The following is a 17156-nucleotide window of genomic DNA, read 5'->3' on the forward strand; positions in this document are numbered from 1 at the left end:
GTCGTTTTCGGGATTGGCTGTAAACGCTGTTGATGAAGCGGCGATGTCAGTTTCATGTCGGAAAAATTACAGTCCACAGGCCTGAATTTCCGGCATTGCACATGCCCGCTCAACCGTCGTGACGGGCAAGAAAGGCTTCTGCGTCAAATTTGCGAAAGTCGTCCAAAGCGGCACGCAACCGGGCATGATCCCAGTCCCACCAGGCGAGTTTTTCCATGCGTTCGGCGATGCTTCGCGGGAAGCGTTCGCGGATGACTTTCGCTGCCACGCCGCCGACGATCATGTAGGGTTCGACGTCTTTTGTGACGACCGCGCCGGACCCTATGACAGCCCCGTTGCCGATTGTGACACCCGGCAAAATCGTCGAGCCATGGCCGATCCACACGTCATGGCCAACGGTGACGCGATGCTCGCGCCGCCAGGCAAAGAAATCCGGTTCCTGCTCCGCATCGGGCCAGTAATCGTTGGCCCGATAGGTGAAGTGATGCAGCGTCGCGCGCCACATCGGGTGATTGGTGGCATTGAGGCGCACCGACGAGGCGATGTTGGCGAACTTGCCGATCGTTGCACACCAGACCGAGCCGCCATCCATGATGTAGGAATAGTCGCCGATCTCGGCTTCGCTGATGCGGCAGTTCTCGGCGATCTCGGTGTAGCGGCCGAGCACCGTATCGGAGACGATAGCTGTCGGGTGGATCAGCGGCGTTTCGGACAGCTTGGTCATGCGGCGGCCTTTCGCGGGGAAAAGGCAGAGACGTCGACGATGCGGTCGGCAACCTTCTCGCGCACGTCCTCGTCGTGGAAGATGCCGAGTAGGGCCACGCCGGCTGCCTTCTTCTCCTCGATCATGCCGACGACGACGGCGCGGTTCTTCGCATCGAGCGAGGCGGTCGGCTCATCGAGCAGCAGGATGCGGTGATCGGTGATGAAGCCGCGGGCGATATTGACGCGCTGCTGTTCGCCGCCGGAGAAGGTGGCGGGCGGCAACTGCCAGAGTTCGCGCGGCAGGTTGAGACGGGCCAGCATGGCTTCCGCTATGGCTTTCGCCTCGGCCGCATCGACGCCACGGGCCGTGAGCGGTTCGGCCACGACATCGACGGCCGCAACACGCGGCACGGTGCGCAGGAACTGGCTGACGTAACCGAGCGTCGCCCGGCGAACCGACAGGATCGTGCGTGGATCGGCGGTCGCGAGATCGAGCAGCTTGCCGTCGTGATCGACCAGGATCTGGCCATTATCGACGGCATAGTTGCCATAGACCATTTTCAACAGCGAACTCTTGCCGATGCCGGACGGACCGCCCAGCACGACGCATTCGCCAGCCTTTACCGAGAAGGTAACGTTTGACATGACCGGCAGGCGCAGGCCATCGCGAAGATGCATGGTAAAACTCTTCGCGACTTCGGAAACAACGAGGGGTGTGGGCATGGTTATACCTGCAGGATCGAGGAGACGAGGAGCTGGGTATAGGCTTCGCGCGGATCGTCGAGCACGCGGTCGGTCAGGCCCTGCTCGATGACGAGACCGTCCTTCATCACCATCATGCGATGCGAGAGGAGACGCGCCACGGCGAGATCGTGCGTGACGATGATCGCCGAGAGGTCAAGGTCCTGCACGAGGCCGCGCAACAGATCGAGCAGGCGGGCCTGCACCGAAACGTCGAGACCGCCGGTCGGCTCGTCCATGAAGATGAGGCGCGGCGATGTGACGAGATTGCGGGCAATCTGCAGGCGCTGGCGCATGCCACCGGAAAAGTCGCGCGGCTGGTCATCGATGCGATCGACGCTGATCTCGACGCGGCCGAGCCAGGAGCCCGCCGTCTCGCGGATATTGCCGTAATGCCGCTCGCCGACGGCCATCAGCCGCTCGCCGACATTGGCGCCGGCCGACACGGCCATGCGCAGGCCGTCCGCTGGGTTCTGGTGCACGAAGCCCCAGTCCGTGCGCATCAGGAAACGGCGCTCCGCCTCGCTCATGCGGGAAAGATCTCGCATCTGGCCGTCGCGCATGCGGTATTCCACGGCGCCGGAGCTCGGCATCAACCGGGTTGCCAAGCAATTCAGCAATGTCGTCTTGCCGGAGCCGGATTCGCCGACGATCGCCAGCACTTCACCGGGCCAAAGATCGAAGGAGACATTCTGGCAGCCGATGCGCGCGCCATAGAATTTCGAGATATCGCGGACTTTGAGAAGCGGCGTGTCGGTCATTCGGCAGCCTCCTTGTTATAGGCGAGATGGCCGCGGTGGCCATGGGCGCAACGGTCTTCGCAATGGTCGGTATCCGAGCAGACGAACATCCGCCCGCCTCTGTCATCGAGCACCACCTCGTCGAGATAGACATTCTCCGCGCCGCACAGCGCGCAGGGCTTGTCGAAGGTCTGGATCTCGAAGGGGTGGTCCTCGAAATCGAGGCTGACGACTTCGGTATAGGGCGGCACGGCGTAGATGCGCTTTTCGCGACCCGCGCCGAACAGCTGGAGCGCTTCCGACATGTGCATCTTCGGATTGTCGAATTTCGGGGTCGGCGACGGGTCCATGACGTAGCGACCCTCGACCTTCACCGGATAGGCATAGGTCGTGGCGATATGGCCGTTTTTCGCGATGTCCTCGTAGAGCTTGACATGCATCAGGCCGTATTCTTCCAGCGCATGCATCTTGCGCGTCTCGGTCTCGCGCGGCTCGAGGAAGCGCAACGGCTCCGGGATCGGCACCTGGTAGACCAGCGTCTGGCCGGCCGTCAGCTTTTCTTCCGGAATGCGATGGCGCGTCTGGATGATCGTCGCCTCGCGGGTCTTCGTCGTCACCGCGACATTGGCCACCTTCTGGAAGAAGGCGCGGATGGAGACGGCGTTGGTCGTGTCGTCAGCGCCCTGGTCGATGACTTTCAGGACATCGTCCGGTCCGAGGATTGCCGCCGTCACCTGCACGCCGCCGGTGCCCCAGCCATAGGGCATGGGCATTTCGCGCGATGCGAAGGGCACCTGATAGCCCGGAATGGCGATCGCCTTCAGGATCGCCCGGCGGATCATGCGTTTCGTCTGTTCGTCGAGATAGGCGAAATTGTAGGTCGCCAGATCGGTCGTATTCATTCTGCGGCCTCCGGAAGATCGATGTTCTGCGCGGCCTCGTATTCGCGCCGCATGCGGCGTACGAGATCGAGTTCGGCCTGGAAATCCACGTAATGCGGCAGTTTCAGGTGCTCGACGAAGCCGGTTGCCTGGACGTTGTCCAAATGGGAAATGACGAACTCCTCATCCTGCGCAGGCGCCACGATGTCCTCGCCGAACTCTTCCGCGCGCAGAGCCCTGTCGACCAGCGACATCGCCATGGCCTTGCGCTCGCTCTGGCCGAAAACGAGGCCATAGCCGCGGGTGAACTGCGGCGGGTTTTTCGCCGAGCCCTTGAACTGGGCGATCATCTGGCATTCGGTCACCTGGACGCGGCCGAGCGAGACGGAAAAGCCGAGTTCCGGCATATCCAGCTCCACCTCGACCTCGCCGATGCGCACTTCGCCAACGAAGGGATGGGTGCGGGCGTAGCCACGCTGGGTCGAATAGCCGAGCGCCAGCAGGAAACCTTCATCGCCCCGGGCGAGCGCTTGCAGACGCAGGTCACGCGCCATCGGGAACTCCAGCGGCTCGCGTGTGATGTCGCCCGCGACATGGCCATCCGGCAGGCTGCCATCGTCCTCGACCAGGCCTTCATCGGCCAGGATGTCGGAGACGCGCATGACCGGCTCGCCGGGCTCTTCCCGCTCCAGGCCCGCTTCGACAGCCTCGTCACCCAGAAGCGATGGGTCGAGAAGGCGGTGGGTATAGTCGAAGGTGGGGCCGAGAAGCTGGCCACCCGGCAGGTCCTTGTAGGTCGCCGAGACGCGGCGCTCGATCAGCATGGCACCCGTCTCGACCGGCTTGGAATAGCCGAAGCGCGGCAGCGTCGTGCGATAGGCACGCAGGATGAAGATCGCCTCGATCATGTCGCCGCGCGATTGCCGGATGGCGAGCGCAGCCAGCGCACGATCATAGAGCGAGGCTTCCGCCATGACACGGTCGACGGCGAGGCCAAGCTGGGCGACGATCTGCTCGATGCCGATTGCCGGCAGCGAGCGGTCACCGCGGCGGCGGTCGGCGAGAAGGCGATGGGCGTTGGAGATGGCGGCTTCGCCACCCTTGACGGCAACGTACATGGTTCAGGCCTCCCCTGCGGCGGATTTGACGCGAAGAACGGTGGTGCGCGGCAGGCAGAGGATGGCGTCACCGGCAACGAGGATCAGGTCCACGCCACGCGGAAAACCCTGCCGGTTCTCCGACCAGAAATGCGGGAACATGTCCGGCAGGCCGAGCGGCGCGATCTCTTCTTCCGTGCGGATGCCCGGCCCGGTCAGCACCAGCGGCCGACCACCCTCGAAGGCCTCGATTTCGACGACGAGTGTCGTCGAACGATCCGGATACTCCTGCGTGCCCTGGGCGAACAGGCAGAGATTGGGCAGCATCGCGCCCTTTTCCACGAAGGCGAAACGGGCGTCCTGCCGCTCTTCCGTCACGGTCGCGCCGGCATTGAAGGCGAGCCAACCGGGCAGCGCCGACTTGGCAAGCACCGGCGTCAGCCAGACCGATGTGTCGTGATCGCAGAGCGTGAGCGCCACGGCTCCAGCGGCAGCCTTGAGCGGTGCGGGCGGCGTCACGGTCGCGGCAACGCGGCCGATCGTGCCGGGACGGGCCATGCAATCCATCAGCGTGCGGAAGACGGCCTGCGCCTCGAACACCGGCTTCTGAAAACCGCCGGCAAAGGCGAGCGTATCGAGTGACATCAGTCCTCTCCCCGAACCATGGTGAAGAAATCGACGCGGGTGGCCGCCGTCTGGCGGGCCTTTTCGGCGTCCTCTTTGGCAACGCGGGCAGCGATGGTTTCGAGCAGCGTCTCGACCTCGGCCTTGCGGGCCGGCTGCTGGAACAACGCGTCGAAGGTCGCCGCAAGGCGCGCCTTTGCGCCATCGGTGCCGAGCGCCTGGCCGTGACCGACCGTGCCGTCGTCAAGGCGGATGCTGGCGCGGCTCGCCGTCGCCTCGCCGAGGTTGAACGGCGCACCGCCGCCACCGATACGGCCACGTACCATGACGAGGCCGGTTTCCGGACCACGCACCGGCTGGACCGCCGGCTTTTCGTCGAACGCATCCCAAGCTGCCTGCAACTCTGCCCGGCTCGCCTTCGCAAGCAGGCCCATCGCCCTCTGCCGCTCGCCGCCCGCGCTCTTGGTGGCGGCCTCGGCAGATTTCTGTAGTGATGCCATTGTCATTTCTCCAAATGTCTATTAATCTAGACAACCGAACATCTAAGTCTTGTCTTAACGGGGGCGCGTGACAAGGGTATGACAGGCACAAAATGGTAGAGCGGCAATCGGGCGTCGCCCTCTGGCGGCAGATCGCGGACCGCATGCGGCTGGCGATCAACAACGGGGATTTCGACGAAACCAACATGATGCCGCCGGAAGTGGTGCTGGCGAGCCGCTTCGGCGTGAACCGGCACACGGTGCGCAGTGCGCTTGCAGCACTGGCGGAAGAAGGCATCGTTCGGCCGATCCAAGGTATCGGCACGCGCATCGAGCGGCGCGACCGCCTGCGCTTCCCGATCTCGCGGCGCACCCGCTTTTCGCAGGGACTCGGCAATCAGACACGCGATATCGAAGGTAGATTGCTGGAGGCGATGACGGAGGTCGCACCCGCTGTCGTCGCGGAAGCGCTGGGATTGCCGGCAGGCACGCTTTGCGTGCGGATGGAAACCGTCAACAGCGCTGACAAACGGCCGATCTCGCGTGGCACGCATTATTTCCCGGCTAACCGCTTCGCCGAGATTGGCGCGGTCTACGAGCGGACACGCTCCGTCACTGCCGCCTTCCGCGAACTCGGGGTGCCCGACTACGTGCGTCGTTCAACGGAAATATCCGCCATCCATGCGGAGGGCGACGACATGCGGCACCTGAAACTCTCACCCGGCGCGATCATCCTGGTGGCGACGGCCGTCAATACGGACCTCGACGGCACGCCGATCCAGTTCTCCCGCACGCGCTTTGCCGCCGACCGGGTCAAGCTCACGGTGGAACCGGAGCCCGATGCTACTTCCGGCAGCAAAGGATGAAGCGGCGGTAAAGCAACGTGCGCAGCTTGTTGCGCAGGTCAGCCGTACGGCGTTGTGCCGCTGCGATCGGCGCGTGGGAGCCGATCGTCATATCCCGAAAACCGACCGCTTCGAGCAGTGGCAACACGCGTTCGACGCGCAGGCCGTCGCCAAACGGCAGACGCTCCATGATGCTGGAGTGCCGGTCGCTCATCGCGCCGTCATAGAACGGATCGACACCAGCGAACCTGTCGATGATGGCAATGGCGCGGCTCGCCAGACGGCCGACGCGGGTAGGCGCTGCCCAGTCGCCATCGAAGAACAGCAACATGCCGCCGGGTTTCAGCATGCGGTACCATTCGGCAAAGGCCTGTTCCGGCGTGGTCAACGTCCAGACGAGATGGCGGCAGACGATCGCGTCATAGCTCTCGTCCGGTTCCATCGGGTTTTCCGCATCGGCAAGCAGGAAGCGAAGGTTTTTAGCGCCGGCATGTTTTTGCCGCGCAATCGCCAACATCGCTTCGGAAAAATCGAGTGCCGTCACCTCATGGCCGAGCGAGAGCAGCAGGCGCGTCACCTCGCCAGTACCGCAGGCAAGCTCCAGCACGCGACGCGGCTCCGGGCCGAGCCGTTCGCGGATCGCCGCCGCCCAGGCGTCGAATTCCGGTCCTTGCGGAATGCGGTGGCCGAAGGCGAGGTCGAAGGTCTCCGAGCGGCGCGACCAGTAGTCCCGGATGTCTTCCTTGAGATTGCTGTTGGAAAGCGTGCCGTGCATCACTTCCCCTCACCCGCATCCACGCGGGCAAAAAGGTCGTCAAAGCGCGGTCGGGCGCGGGCAGGCACCTCGACCGTGCGGATCGCATCCGTCAGTTCCGCCTCGCCGACCTTCACGAGCATGACCATGCCCATGCCGAAATGCGGCGAGCACTTGATGCCGTAAAAGCCCGGCTGATCGAAGGTGACCTCGATCTCCTCATTGATCTTCCCCTTGAAGCCGGCATAGCCCTCCGGAACCATGCCGTCGATGCTCGCGGCATTGTGGCTCTTGTGGGTGGCGATGAACTTGATGCTGTCGCCCGGCTTGATCGCAAGGAAATCCGGCTCGAACACCATCGAGCCCTTTTCGCCGCGATTGCGCATCTCGACCTTGAGCGTCTCGGCGGCGGCCGGAAGGGAATGGAAAAGAACGGCCATCACGGCCATGGCGAGAAGGAGCCGGATTTTCATCTTGCCTCTGCAACGAGTTTGAGTTTGGTCGGTCGCGGATTGGGCCGGCGGTAACGGATGAAGCAGCCGCCGGCGCTGTCACGCTCGATATCGACGGTGACGCCGAACACGTCGTGCAGGCGCTGCGGCTCCAGCACCTTGGCGGGCGCGCCGAGGGCCACGATGCGGCCTGCCTGCATCACGGCGATGCGGTCACAGAACATGGCGGCATGGTTGAGGTCGTGAAGCGCTGCGACCACGGTCAGTTCCTGTTCACGCACGAGCTGGAGCAGGCCGATCTGGTGGCCGATGTCGAGATGGTTGGTCGGCTCGTCGAGCAGCAGGATCGGCGACTGCTGGGCAAGCGCGCGGGCAATATGCAGTCGCTGGCGCTCGCCGCCGGATAGCGTGTGCCAGAGACGGTTGGCGAAATGCGCCATGTCCACTTCCTCCAGCGCCCGGTCGACGATGGCATCATCCGCCTTCGACCAGGGTGTTAGCGCGCCGAGATGGGGCGTGCGGCCGAGTTCGACGGCGTGGCGCGCCGTGATGCGTTCCGTCGTTTCCGCTTGCTGCTCGACGAAGGCAATGCGCCGCGCGATCGCCTGCCGCCCGTGCGCCAGAAGTGGTTTGCCGTCCAGCGTCACCTCGCCCCGCTGAGGTTTGCGGATGCCGGCGATGAGCGCCATCAGGCTGGTCTTGCCCGACCCGTTAGGGCCGATGATACCGAGGAATTCGCCGGGGCGCACGTCGAGCGAGACATCCGACAGGATTGTCGTGCCACCCGCCGACCAGGAAAGTCCGTTCGCAACCAGTGTCATAGCGCCGATCTCCTCTGACTTAAGATGAGCGCAAAGGCCGGCGCGCCAAACAGCGCCGTGATGACGCCGATAGGCAGCACCTGGCCGGGAATGATGATGCGCGACAGCACGTCGGCGGCGATCATGAAGATGGCGCCGATCAGCGCCGAGGCCGGCAGCAGCAGACCGTGGCGCACGCCGACGACCATGCGCGCGGCATGGGGAATGACGAGGCCGACGAAGCCGATCGAGCCGACGATCGAGACCATGACGGCCGTCATCAACGCGGAAATAGCAATCAGCACGACGTAAACGCGGCGCACCGGAATGCCGAGGGAGGCGGCCGATTCCGTGCCGAAGGTGAAGGCGTCCAGAGCTCGGGCATGCCACAGGCAGACGAGCAGGCCGGCAAGCGCGACCGGCAGTGCCAGCCAGACATCCGGCCAGCGCACGCCGGAAAGATTGCCAAGCAGCCAGAACATGATGCCGCGCGCCTGCTCGGCATTGGCCGCCTTGGTGACGATGAAGGAGGTGAGCGCGTTGAACAGCTGGGAGCCCGCGACGCCTGCCAGAATGATCGCGCTGGTGCCGCGCCCGGCGCGCACGGCCAGAACGCTGACCAGAGCGAAGGCGACAAGCGCGCCGATGAAAGCGCCGATCGGCAGCGTCAGCATGCCGGCGCCAATGCCCAGGATCGCGACGGCGACGGCGCCCGTCGAGGCACCAGCCGAAATGCCGAGAATGTAGGGATCGGCAAGCGCATTGCGCAGTAGCGATTGCAGGATGACGCCGGAAAGCGCCAGGGCCGAGCCGCAGCAGGCGGCGACCACGGCGCGGCTCAGCCGGTAGTTCCAGATGATGCCCTCGTCGATCGGCTCCAGCGCATAGCCCGCCTGCCAAAGACGATTCGCCACCGTCTTGGCCACGACATCGAGCGGGATCGCCGTCTCGCCGACCGCCGCGCCCACACCAAGTGCGGCAAGCAGGAGCACGAGCGCCGCGAAAGCGGCGCCCGTCCGGAGCAAGAGGGGGCGATCTGCCATCACTTGGCGAGGCCGGCCTTTTCGACCGCGTCGGCGAGCACTTCGATGCCCTCGATGGTGCGGATCGTCGGGTTCATCGCCTGGGCGTCCATGTCGACCACATAGCCGTTCTTGACCGCCGGCATCAGGCTGGTGACCGGATCTTCCTTCAGGAACTTGTGCTTGACGGCAACGTCATCGGCCGGGAAGCGGCGGCGTTCCATCTTGCCGGCGACGATGATCGTCGGATCGGCCTTGGCAACGGTTTCCCAGCCGACCGTCGGCCATTCCTCGTCGCTCTCGATGACGTTCTTGATGCCGAGCGCGGACAGGATGTAACCCGGCGCGCCGTTGCGGCCGGCGACATAGGGATCGATATCGAGTTCGGCGCTGGAGAACCAGAAGACGGCGGACAGCTTGCCATCGGCAGAGGCGATCTTCTTGCGCGCCGCGGCCTCGCGGGCCTTGAGATCGGCAATGACCTTCTCGCCTTGATCTTGTACATTGAAAATCTTCGCCAATTCGCTGATTTCCTGATAGATAAGCTCCATGGTAAAGATCGTCTTGCGCACGCCGTCGCCGCCGCCGGTATTGTCCTTGCCGATGCAATCGGCCGGCGAGGTGTAGACGGGGATCTTCAATTCCTCGAACTGTTCCGGCGTTGCGACGATACCCTCGGGGCCGACATGCCACTGGAACTGCGCCGTCACGAGGTCCGGCCTCTTGGCGACGACACTCTCGAAGCTCGGGTCGTTGTCAGCAAGGCGTTCGACCTTGGCGTTGGCCTCCTCGTAACCGGCGAGAACCGGGCCGATCCACACGGCCGTGCCGACCATGCGGTTGCCGACGCCGAGCAGGTAGAGGATTTCGGTCGAGCTCTGGCCGAGCGAGACGGCACGCTCCGGCGCCTTCTCGAAGGTGACCGGGCGGCCGCAATTCTCGAACGTCAACGGATACTGGGTTTCGGTGGCGTGGGCCGCACCCGAGGAGAGAACAAAAGCTGCCGTGCCGGCAATGAACGAAAGCAGAGGAGCGGCACGCGAGGCCGCGGCAAAAATGGTCATGGGTTTCTCCCGGATGAAGGACTGCGCTAAAGGCGCGAAGGGACACGACGGCAGGCAGAAGCCTAGCCGGCGCACCAACAGAAACGGGCCGGTTGCGGTCGGGAGAAAACGTGCAGATATCTGCCGGGTGCGGCAGCGAAAATCGTCATGGCGTCTCCGTTCCGGGCATCCCCGCCCGTGATTTGGATTGTTGCAATGACGGCAGGTCTCCTGGCTCACGGATATCTGCTGCCTGTCTGCCTTCCCACGGAAAACCGCAGTGGCATGACGCGTAAACGCGTCCGAGGACAGGCGGCAATCCGCCTACAGTTGCGGGGGCAGCCACGGAATGGGTCCCTGTTGGGTCGTCCGCACCGTGTTCCCTATTAATCCCCTGGGAGTCATCCGTCAGGGAACCGTCACGTTCTCCTTAGTCCGCGGCACTCGGCAGCGTCAAGGCGGATCATCGTCAGGTCTCGAAATCCCCGAAGACATCCTGCAGGCGGGTCAGCGTATCGACGCGTTCGCTGACTGCCTCACCCATCACAACGATGATGTTGCTGAGCATGAGGTCCATGACGGCCGTCATGGTGGCGGCACCATCCCAGAGCGGACCGTGCGAGCCGGGCACGACGAGGCAGATATCGGAGACCTCCGGTCCCCAGGGGCAGAATTCATCGGTGAGCAGCACGACCTTGACGCCCGCGCGCCGGGCCTCCAGCGCCAGCGGCCGCGCCTTGGCGGCGAAGCGGCGCACATCGTGCAGGAAAAGCAGCCGCCCCTCGACGGAACCGTCCAAAACTTCGGCATAGGTGCCGTTGACGCCATCGACGAACTGCACGCGCGGACGGGTATAGGAAAGCTGGCTGGCAAAGTACTGGGCGATGCCGCGCACATTCTGGTAGGCCGCGACATAGACCTCGCTGGCGCCGACGAGCGCGTCGATCGTCTGCTGCCATTCCGGCGCGGTGGTGATTTCGTAGATCTGGCCGAGATTGTCGATCTGCTGCTGGATGAGGCCGGCGAGCAGCTTGCCCTCCTTGCGGTCCTGTTCCAGCCGGTCGACCTGGCCCTTGACCTGCCAGGCCGGGTTGGAACTGCCATGCCGCAGTTCGCCCTTCAACTCATCAAGGCCATCAAAACCCATGCGGCGCAGATAGCGGCCGACTGTCATCGGCGAAAGTTCGAGGCGCTGGGCGATGGAGCGCGCCGTCTCGAAAGGGAGATCGGCGATATTGCGTTCAATATAGTTGGCGATCAGCTTGTCGGATTTGGACCGCCGGAGGTCGTCGGACTGAACGAGCTTTAGAATGCGTTTCGACACGTCGCCCCTCCTCGAAGCCCGCCCATCCGGAGACAGGCGGGCCAGCGCTGTCACTGCGCGGTCTTCACCTTCGTCCAGACCCGGTCCAGCTGGCGCAGCGCAGGACCCAGATCTTCGAAGATCTGGAGACGCGCCATCGTTTCTGCCGGCGGATTGATCTCCTTGCTATTCTTGATCTTTTCCGGGGTCAATTGCCGTGCCGGCACGTTGGCCGTGCCGTTGGTCTGCTGCGAGACGTTGAGGGCAACGATCTCCGGACGCGTATAGAACTGCAGGAATTTTATGGCATTTTCCTTGTTCGGCGCGCTTTTCAGCACGCAGAGATCTTCCTGGTACATGGTCGCGCCTTCCTCGGGGATCACGTAGCCAAGGTCCTTCTCATCGGCGAAAACATCGACCATGGCGCCGACGAAGAAATGGCCGGCCGCCACGTCGCCCGACTGCACCATCGGCCGCGTGTCATAGGTGAAGGCAGCGACGTCCGGTTTCATGGCGATAATCGTGTCCGCCGCCTGCTGCAACTCGGCCGGATCGGTGGAGTTGATCTTGTGACCGTTGAGCATCAGGCCGACCGCGAGCACCTCGCGCATGTCGTCGAGCAGCGTGAACTTCAGTCCCTTCGCCTTGACCGTCTCAAGCAGGTCCTTCCAGCCGGTGATGTCTTTGCCGAGGATCGTGCGATTGTAGAAGATGCCGACCGAGCCCCAGGCATAGGGCAGGCAATATTCGCCCTTCGGGTCGCTTTTCGCGCGCAGGAAGGCGGGGTCGATGTTTTTAAAACCTTCATAGGTGTTGATGTCGGTCTTTTCGAGCAGGTCGAGCTTGGCCATGATGTCGTGCATGTGCACGGACGGGAAGACGACGTCATAACCCGTGGCGCCGCCCTGGATTTTTGCCAGCATTTCCTCGTTGGAGGAATAGGTCGAGAGGTTGACCTTGATTGAGGTCTCCTCCTCGAACTTCTTCAGTACCTCTGGATTGATATATTCACCCCAGTTGTAAACGTTGAGTTCGGCTGCACCCGCCAGGCCCGCACTTGCCACGAGGGCGGCAAGCGAGAAGGCGGTGCGGCGCGTCCATGCGCGAAGGCCGGATGCGCCGGCGCGATCAAATTTCGTCATCGAATAGTCTCCTCTGATGGTTTGGCCCGTCGAGGCCCCGGCGCTTTCCCTGCGCCGTCTGTTCCCGTCCCGGCTTCTGGCGGCCGTTGACTTGGATGCATAAATGGTATCCAGATATCGAAATCGCACAAGCGTTATTTTTATAACATAATGGGGAACGACGATGCGAGATTCCATAGTCCGCCTGGAGAAGGCGGCGAAGGCCTTTGCCACGCCCGAAGGCCAGACAGTCACGGCGCTCGACGCGATCGACCTCGATGTCGCGCGCAACGAATTCCTGACGCTGCTGGGGCCGTCCGGCTGCGGAAAGACCACACTGCTCCAGGCAATCAGCGGCTTTGTCGAGCTTGATGCCGGCCGTATCCTGATCGACGGCGAGGACATCACCGACCGGCCGCCCTACCGCCGCCCGGTCAATACGGTCTTTCAGAACTACGCGCTCTTCCCGCATATGACGGTCGGCGAAAACACCGCCTATGCCTTGGAAGTCGCAGGTGTCGCGAAAGCGGAGCGTGTAAAGCGCGTCGCCGATGCGCTGCGCATGGTGGGCCTCGAAGGCATGGAGGGCCGCAGGCCGCGCCAGCTTTCCGGCGGCCAGCAGCAGCGCGTGGCGCTTGCCCGCGCCATCATCGCCCGCCCGAAGCTGCTGCTGCTCGACGAGCCGCTGTCCGCGCTGGACAAGAATTTGCGGCAGGCCATGCAGATCGAGCTGAAGACGTTGCAGCACGAGCTCGGCATCTCCTTCATCTTCGTCACGCACGACCAGCAGGAAGCGTTGACCATGTCGGACCGCGTTGCCGTGCTCTCCGGCGGCCGCATCCAGCAACTCGACACGCCGCGCGCCATCTACGATCAGCCGAAGAACAGTTTTGTCGCGACCTTCGTCGGTGCCAGCAACCTCTTCGAGGGACAGGCGGACGGAGCGCGGCTCGTGACCGGCGACGGCCTGTCCATCGCCCATGCGAAAACAGGGTCGAACGGCGCCGCAACCGCTCTCATCCGCCCGGAGCAGTTCTTTATCGCACAGCCGGACGACAGCTCCCCGGGCCTCGACGTCGATCTTGAACAGATCGTCTTCGTCGGCTCCACCTTCGAGCTGTTCGGTCGCACCGCCACGGGCCGACGCGTCATTGCGGAAATCCCGGCGACCCGCCGCAACCTCGTCGGCGAGATCGAGCAGTCACGCCGCGCACGCCTCGCCTACGATCCGGCGGCGGTTCACCTCATTGCGGCGGAGGCGGCCTGATATGTCCTCGATTGCGCTTCGCCGCCGCGCCCAGCTCGGCCTGTTGCTCGGGCCGGTCTCGCTGTTCCTCGCCGTCTTCTTCCTCGGCCCGCTCGCCATCATGATCGTGACAAGCTTCCTCGCCCCCGGCCTCTATGGCGGCGTGGAATGGACCTGGTATCCGCATAACTACGGCCGCATCCTCGGCTTCGCCGATCCGATGTTCGAGGATTTCGACCCGGTCTATATCGCGATCTTCCTGCGCTCGCTGAAGATCGCCGCGCTGACGGTCGTCGCAACGCTGATCGTGTGCTACCCGGCCACCTTCTGCATCAGCCGGCTTTCCGAGCGCTGGAAGAATTTTTGTCTCTTCCTCATCACGCTGCCCTTTTTCACCAGCCTCATCGTCAGGCTGTTCATCTGGGTGCTGATTCTCCGCCAGACCGGCCTCGTCAATTCCGTGCTGCTGGACACCGGTGTCATCGCCCGGCCGCTGGAGCTGATCTACACGGATGGTGCGATCATCCTTGGCATGGTCTATGTCTTCATCCCCTTCATGTTCATGCCGGTCTATGCCAGCGTCGAAAAGCTCGACTGGACGCTGGTGCGCGCCTCGCTTGATCTCGGTGCAGGGCCGATTCGCACCTTCCTGCGTATCATCCTGCCGTTGACGGCGCCCGGCATTGCCGGCGGCGCGGTGATCGTCTTCATCCCGGCGCTCGGCAATTTTGTCGTGCCAGCCATCCTCGGCGGCGCCAAGGTGATGATGCTCGGCAACCTCATCGAGCAGCAGTTCCTTGCCGCGCGCAACTGGCCGTTCGGCTCAGCACTGGCGATGATGGTGATGGCCGTCATGCTCGTTCTGCTCTTCGTCCAGGTCATCGTTTCCGGCCGGCGCGGCAATGATGCCGCGACCGGACGCTGAGGGAGGGCACAATGAAGATTCTCGCATCGCTCGCCCGCGGCAGCCTCATTGGCTATACCGCGCTGTTCTTCGCCTTCATCTATATCCCGCTGGTGCTGATCGCGGTCTACTCGTTCAACGCCAACCCGATCAACATGATGACCTGGACCGGGTTCACCACCGAATGGTACGCTCAGGTCCTCGGCTTCAAGACGGCGATTTCGGAAAGCGCACTTTATATCGAATCGACCGACCAGCTGCTTGAGGCCGTCTGGAACAGCGTGATGATCGCCGCCTCCACGACGACCATCGCCACCGTACTTGGCACCGCGATTGCGATTGCCCTTTACCGCTTCGATTTCTTCGGCCGGCGCTTCTACCGCGTCGTCATGTTCATGCCGATGCTGATGCCGGATATCGTGCTCGGCATCGCGCTGCTGATCTTCTTCGTCAATGCCGGCGTCAATCTCGGCATGAAGACGATCATCATCGGCCAGTGCACCTTCCTGATCTCCTACGTCTTCATCGTCGTCTCCGCCCGGCTCGCCGGCATGGACCGCACGCTGGAGCACGCCTCGGCCGATCTCGGCGCCAACGAATGGACGACGTTTCGCAAGGTGGTGTTTCCGCAGCTCCTGCCCGGCATCGTCGGGGGCGCGCTACTCGCCTTCATCATCTCGATGGACGATCTCGTGATTACCTATTTCATCGCCGGCGTCGATGTGACGACGCTGCCGATGTTCATCTTCGCCATGCTCCGGCGCGGCATCAAACCGGAGATCAACGCCATCGCCGTGATGATGCTGAGCTTCTCCTTCGTCGTCGCCTCGCTCGGCCTCTACCTTCGCTCCCGGCAGAAATGACCATGAACCAGACAACAAAACCCCGCGCCCGCGCCCTCGGCCTGCCCTTCACCGGCCGCACAGGCCCCTTCAATGCCATTACCGATGTCGATGGCATCGCCGTTGGTTTCCGCACCATTCAGGAAGAGACACCCCGGCCCGGCCGCAAGCTGCCGGTGCGAACCGGCGTCACCGCCATCCTTCCGCATTCAGCCAGCGAAACACCGGTCCCCGTCTATGCCGGCGTGCACCGCTTCAACGGTAATGGCGAGATGACCGGCACCCACTGGATCGAGGACGGCGGCACGTTTCTAGGTCCTGTCATGATCACCAACACCCACGGCATCGGCGTCACCCATCACGCGACGACCCGCTGGATGCTGGAGCGATACGCCTCGACCTACGATGCCGGCGATTTTCTCTGGCTGATGCCGGTCATCGCCGAGACCTATGATGGCGTGCTGAATGACATCAACGGCATGCCTGTGACAGAGGCGGACGTGCGTGCCGCGCTGGAATACCTCTCCCGCGGTCCCGTTTCGGAGGGCAATTGCGGCGGCGGCACGGGCATGATCACCTATGGCTTCAAGGGGGGCACCGGCACGTCGTCGCGCGTCGTCACCTGTGGCGGCAAGGATTACACGATCGGCACGCTGGTTCAGGCCAATCACGGCCAGCGCGACTGGCTGACGATCTGCGGCGTACCGGTGGGGAAACATCTTCAGGACAACACGCCGCAAAGCCAGCTCAAGGAGCGCGGCTCGATCATTGTCGTCATCGCCACGGATGTGCCCATGGCACCGCACCAGCTGAAGCGCCTCGCCCGCCGCGCCGCCATCGGCATCGGCCGCAACGGCACGCCCGGCGGCAACAATTCGGGCGATATCTTCCTCGCCTTCTCGACCGCCAATCCGCAGCCCATGGCGCACAAGGCCCCGGCCATGCTCGGCCTCGAGATCATCAACGATGAACATCTCGATCCGATCTATCTGGCGGCGGTGGATAGCGTGGAAGAGGCGGTGGTCAATGCCATGCTGGCGGCGGAAGACAGCGGCGGCACGCCGCATGATCGCCTCCGCATCGATGCGATCAAGCATGACCAGCTAATGGCCGTCATGCAGCAATACGGCCGGCACCTCTAGGCACCGGCCCTTATCTATATCAGTTGGCCGTCCCGTCCGGCGTGTCGCTCTGGCTATCGCCACCGCTGCCGGACTGCGGGGTCGGGTCGCGTTCCGTCGGAACCGTCTCGCCACCGCCGGGAACTGTGTTGTCGATCGTATCCTGAGTCGGCGTGCCGTTCGTGGAGGACGTCTGCTCGGTATCGACCGTCGGATCGACCCGCTCGCCCCAGATTTCGACGCCGCCCCAGACGAGGAGCGCAAGTGCAAGGCTGATGCCGAGCACCATCAGCACGGGCCGGCCAAGACCGCCCTGACGGCTCTCCTGCGCGGCATAGTGCTTGCGGACGGGATCATGGGTGCGGCTCAGCGGATCGCCGCGTTCGTCTTGCTGATGGGTCATGGCTTGCACTCCCTGAAGATCGTGTCAGGGAAT

General features: G+C 63.5%; 20 protein-coding genes and 1 riboswitch. Of the genes, 5 read left to right on the forward strand and 15 right to left on the reverse strand.

Annotated features, from left to right (window positions below; all coding sequences use genetic code 11):
- Window positions 1–109: 109 nt before the first annotated feature.
- From ACT6VE_RS09250 to phnG, 7 genes are read right to left on the reverse strand one after another with little or no spacing between them, the layout of a single operon-like run.
- Entirely contained in the window at window positions 110–724 is a 615-nt protein-coding gene (locus tag ACT6VE_RS09250) for a DapH/DapD/GlmU-related protein (RefSeq protein WP_444798324.1), read from the reverse strand.
- Window positions 721–1428 (reverse strand): phosphonate C-P lyase system protein PhnL, encoded by a 708-nt coding sequence (gene phnL, locus ACT6VE_RS09255; protein WP_444798325.1) that lies wholly within the window; start codon window positions 1426–1428, stop codon window positions 721–723. Before phnL ends, ACT6VE_RS09250 begins: the two co-directional genes overlap by 4 nt.
- Window positions 1429–1430: 2 nt before the next feature.
- A complete protein-coding gene (gene phnK / locus ACT6VE_RS09260; protein ID WP_444798326.1) occupies window positions 1431–2207 on the reverse strand; it encodes a phosphonate C-P lyase system protein PhnK in 777 nt (258 codons plus the stop codon).
- Complete coding sequence (locus ACT6VE_RS09265) at window positions 2204–3088, reverse strand: alpha-D-ribose 1-methylphosphonate 5-phosphate C-P-lyase PhnJ (protein ID WP_444798327.1); 885 nt, start codon at window positions 3086–3088, stop codon at window positions 2204–2206. Before ACT6VE_RS09265 ends, phnK begins: the two co-directional genes overlap by 4 nt.
- A complete protein-coding gene (locus ACT6VE_RS09270) occupies window positions 3085–4185 on the reverse strand; it encodes a carbon-phosphorus lyase complex subunit PhnI (RefSeq protein WP_444798328.1) in 1101 nt (366 codons plus the stop codon). Before ACT6VE_RS09270 ends, ACT6VE_RS09265 begins: the two co-directional genes overlap by 4 nt.
- Window positions 4186–4188: 3 nt before the next feature.
- Window positions 4189–4809, reverse strand: coding sequence for a phosphonate C-P lyase system protein PhnH (phnH, locus tag ACT6VE_RS09275; protein ID WP_444798329.1), 621 nt, complete (start codon window positions 4807–4809; stop codon window positions 4189–4191).
- Window positions 4809–5288 carry a phosphonate C-P lyase system protein PhnG gene (gene phnG, locus ACT6VE_RS09280; RefSeq protein ID WP_444798330.1) on the reverse strand — a complete coding sequence of 160 codons (480 nt, stop codon included), beginning with the start codon at window positions 5286–5288 and terminating at the stop codon, window positions 4809–4811. The genes phnH and phnG overlap by 1 nt, the downstream gene beginning before the upstream one ends.
- A 92-nt stretch (window positions 5289–5380) precedes the next feature.
- Between phnG and phnF the strand changes: the two genes are divergently transcribed.
- Window positions 5381–6133 (forward strand): phosphonate metabolism transcriptional regulator PhnF, encoded by a 753-nt coding sequence (gene phnF / locus ACT6VE_RS09285; protein ID WP_444798331.1) that lies wholly within the window; start codon window positions 5381–5383, stop codon window positions 6131–6133.
- On the opposite strand, the gene ACT6VE_RS09290 is transcribed toward phnF, so the two are convergent.
- The 7 genes from ACT6VE_RS09290 to ACT6VE_RS09320 form a co-directional block, all read right to left on the reverse strand.
- A complete protein-coding gene (locus ACT6VE_RS09290) occupies window positions 6111–6887 on the reverse strand; it encodes a class I SAM-dependent methyltransferase (protein WP_444798332.1) in 777 nt (258 codons plus the stop codon). The genes phnF and ACT6VE_RS09290 overlap by 23 nt on opposite strands.
- Entirely contained in the window at window positions 6887–7339 is a 453-nt protein-coding gene (locus tag ACT6VE_RS09295; protein ID WP_444798333.1) for a pseudoazurin, read from the reverse strand. The genes ACT6VE_RS09290 and ACT6VE_RS09295 overlap by 1 nt, the downstream gene beginning before the upstream one ends.
- Window positions 7336–8139 carry an ABC transporter ATP-binding protein gene (locus ACT6VE_RS09300; protein ID WP_444798334.1) on the reverse strand — a complete coding sequence of 268 codons (804 nt, stop codon included), beginning with the start codon at window positions 8137–8139 and terminating at the stop codon, window positions 7336–7338. Before ACT6VE_RS09300 ends, ACT6VE_RS09295 begins: the two co-directional genes overlap by 4 nt.
- Window positions 8136–9161, reverse strand: coding sequence for a FecCD family ABC transporter permease (locus ACT6VE_RS09305; RefSeq protein WP_444798335.1), 1026 nt, complete (start codon window positions 9159–9161; stop codon window positions 8136–8138). Before ACT6VE_RS09305 ends, ACT6VE_RS09300 begins: the two co-directional genes overlap by 4 nt.
- Window positions 9161–10168 (reverse strand): ABC transporter substrate-binding protein, encoded by a 1008-nt coding sequence (locus ACT6VE_RS09310; RefSeq protein ID WP_444798624.1) that lies wholly within the window; start codon window positions 10166–10168, stop codon window positions 9161–9163. The genes ACT6VE_RS09305 and ACT6VE_RS09310 overlap by 1 nt, the downstream gene beginning before the upstream one ends.
- A gap of 219 nt (window positions 10169–10387) precedes the next feature.
- Window positions 10388–10619, reverse strand: a riboswitch (cobalamin riboswitch).
- Window positions 10620–10652: 33 nt separating this feature from the next.
- Window positions 10653–11507: a MurR/RpiR family transcriptional regulator gene (locus ACT6VE_RS09315; protein ID WP_444798336.1), complete on the reverse strand. Its 855-nt coding sequence runs from the start codon at window positions 11505–11507 to the stop codon at window positions 10653–10655.
- 50 nt (window positions 11508–11557) lie between these two features.
- The gene (locus ACT6VE_RS09320) at window positions 11558–12628 is read right to left on the reverse strand and encodes a polyamine ABC transporter substrate-binding protein (protein WP_444798337.1); all 1071 of its coding nucleotides are present in this window, start codon (window positions 12626–12628) and stop codon (window positions 11558–11560) included.
- Window positions 12629–12791: 163 nt separating this feature from the next.
- Between ACT6VE_RS09320 and ACT6VE_RS09325 the strand changes: the two genes are divergently transcribed.
- From ACT6VE_RS09325 to ACT6VE_RS09340, 4 genes are read left to right on the forward strand one after another with little or no spacing between them, the layout of a single operon-like run.
- A complete protein-coding gene (locus tag ACT6VE_RS09325; RefSeq protein ID WP_444798338.1) occupies window positions 12792–13874 on the forward strand; it encodes an ABC transporter ATP-binding protein in 1083 nt (360 codons plus the stop codon).
- 1 nt (window position 13875) lies between these two features.
- Window positions 13876–14778 (forward strand): ABC transporter permease, encoded by a 903-nt coding sequence (locus ACT6VE_RS09330; protein WP_444798339.1) that lies wholly within the window; start codon window positions 13876–13878, stop codon window positions 14776–14778.
- An 11-nt stretch (window positions 14779–14789) separates the two neighbouring features.
- A complete protein-coding gene (locus ACT6VE_RS09335) occupies window positions 14790–15620 on the forward strand; it encodes an ABC transporter permease (protein ID WP_444798340.1) in 831 nt (276 codons plus the stop codon).
- On the forward strand, window positions 15617–16741 hold the full coding sequence (locus tag ACT6VE_RS09340) for a DmpA family aminopeptidase (protein ID WP_444798341.1): 1125 nt from the start codon (window positions 15617–15619) through the stop codon (window positions 16739–16741). Before ACT6VE_RS09335 ends, ACT6VE_RS09340 begins: the two co-directional genes overlap by 4 nt.
- Window positions 16742–16760: 19 nt before the next feature.
- On the opposite strand, the gene ACT6VE_RS09345 is transcribed toward ACT6VE_RS09340, so the two are convergent.
- Window positions 16761–17123 carry a hypothetical protein gene (locus ACT6VE_RS09345; protein ID WP_444798342.1) on the reverse strand — a complete coding sequence of 121 codons (363 nt, stop codon included), beginning with the start codon at window positions 17121–17123 and terminating at the stop codon, window positions 16761–16763.
- Between the last annotated feature and the right edge of the window lie 33 nt (window positions 17124–17156).

Source organism: Shinella sp., from assembly GCF_052438155.1.
GTDB lineage: Bacteria > Pseudomonadota > Alphaproteobacteria > Rhizobiales > Rhizobiaceae > Shinella.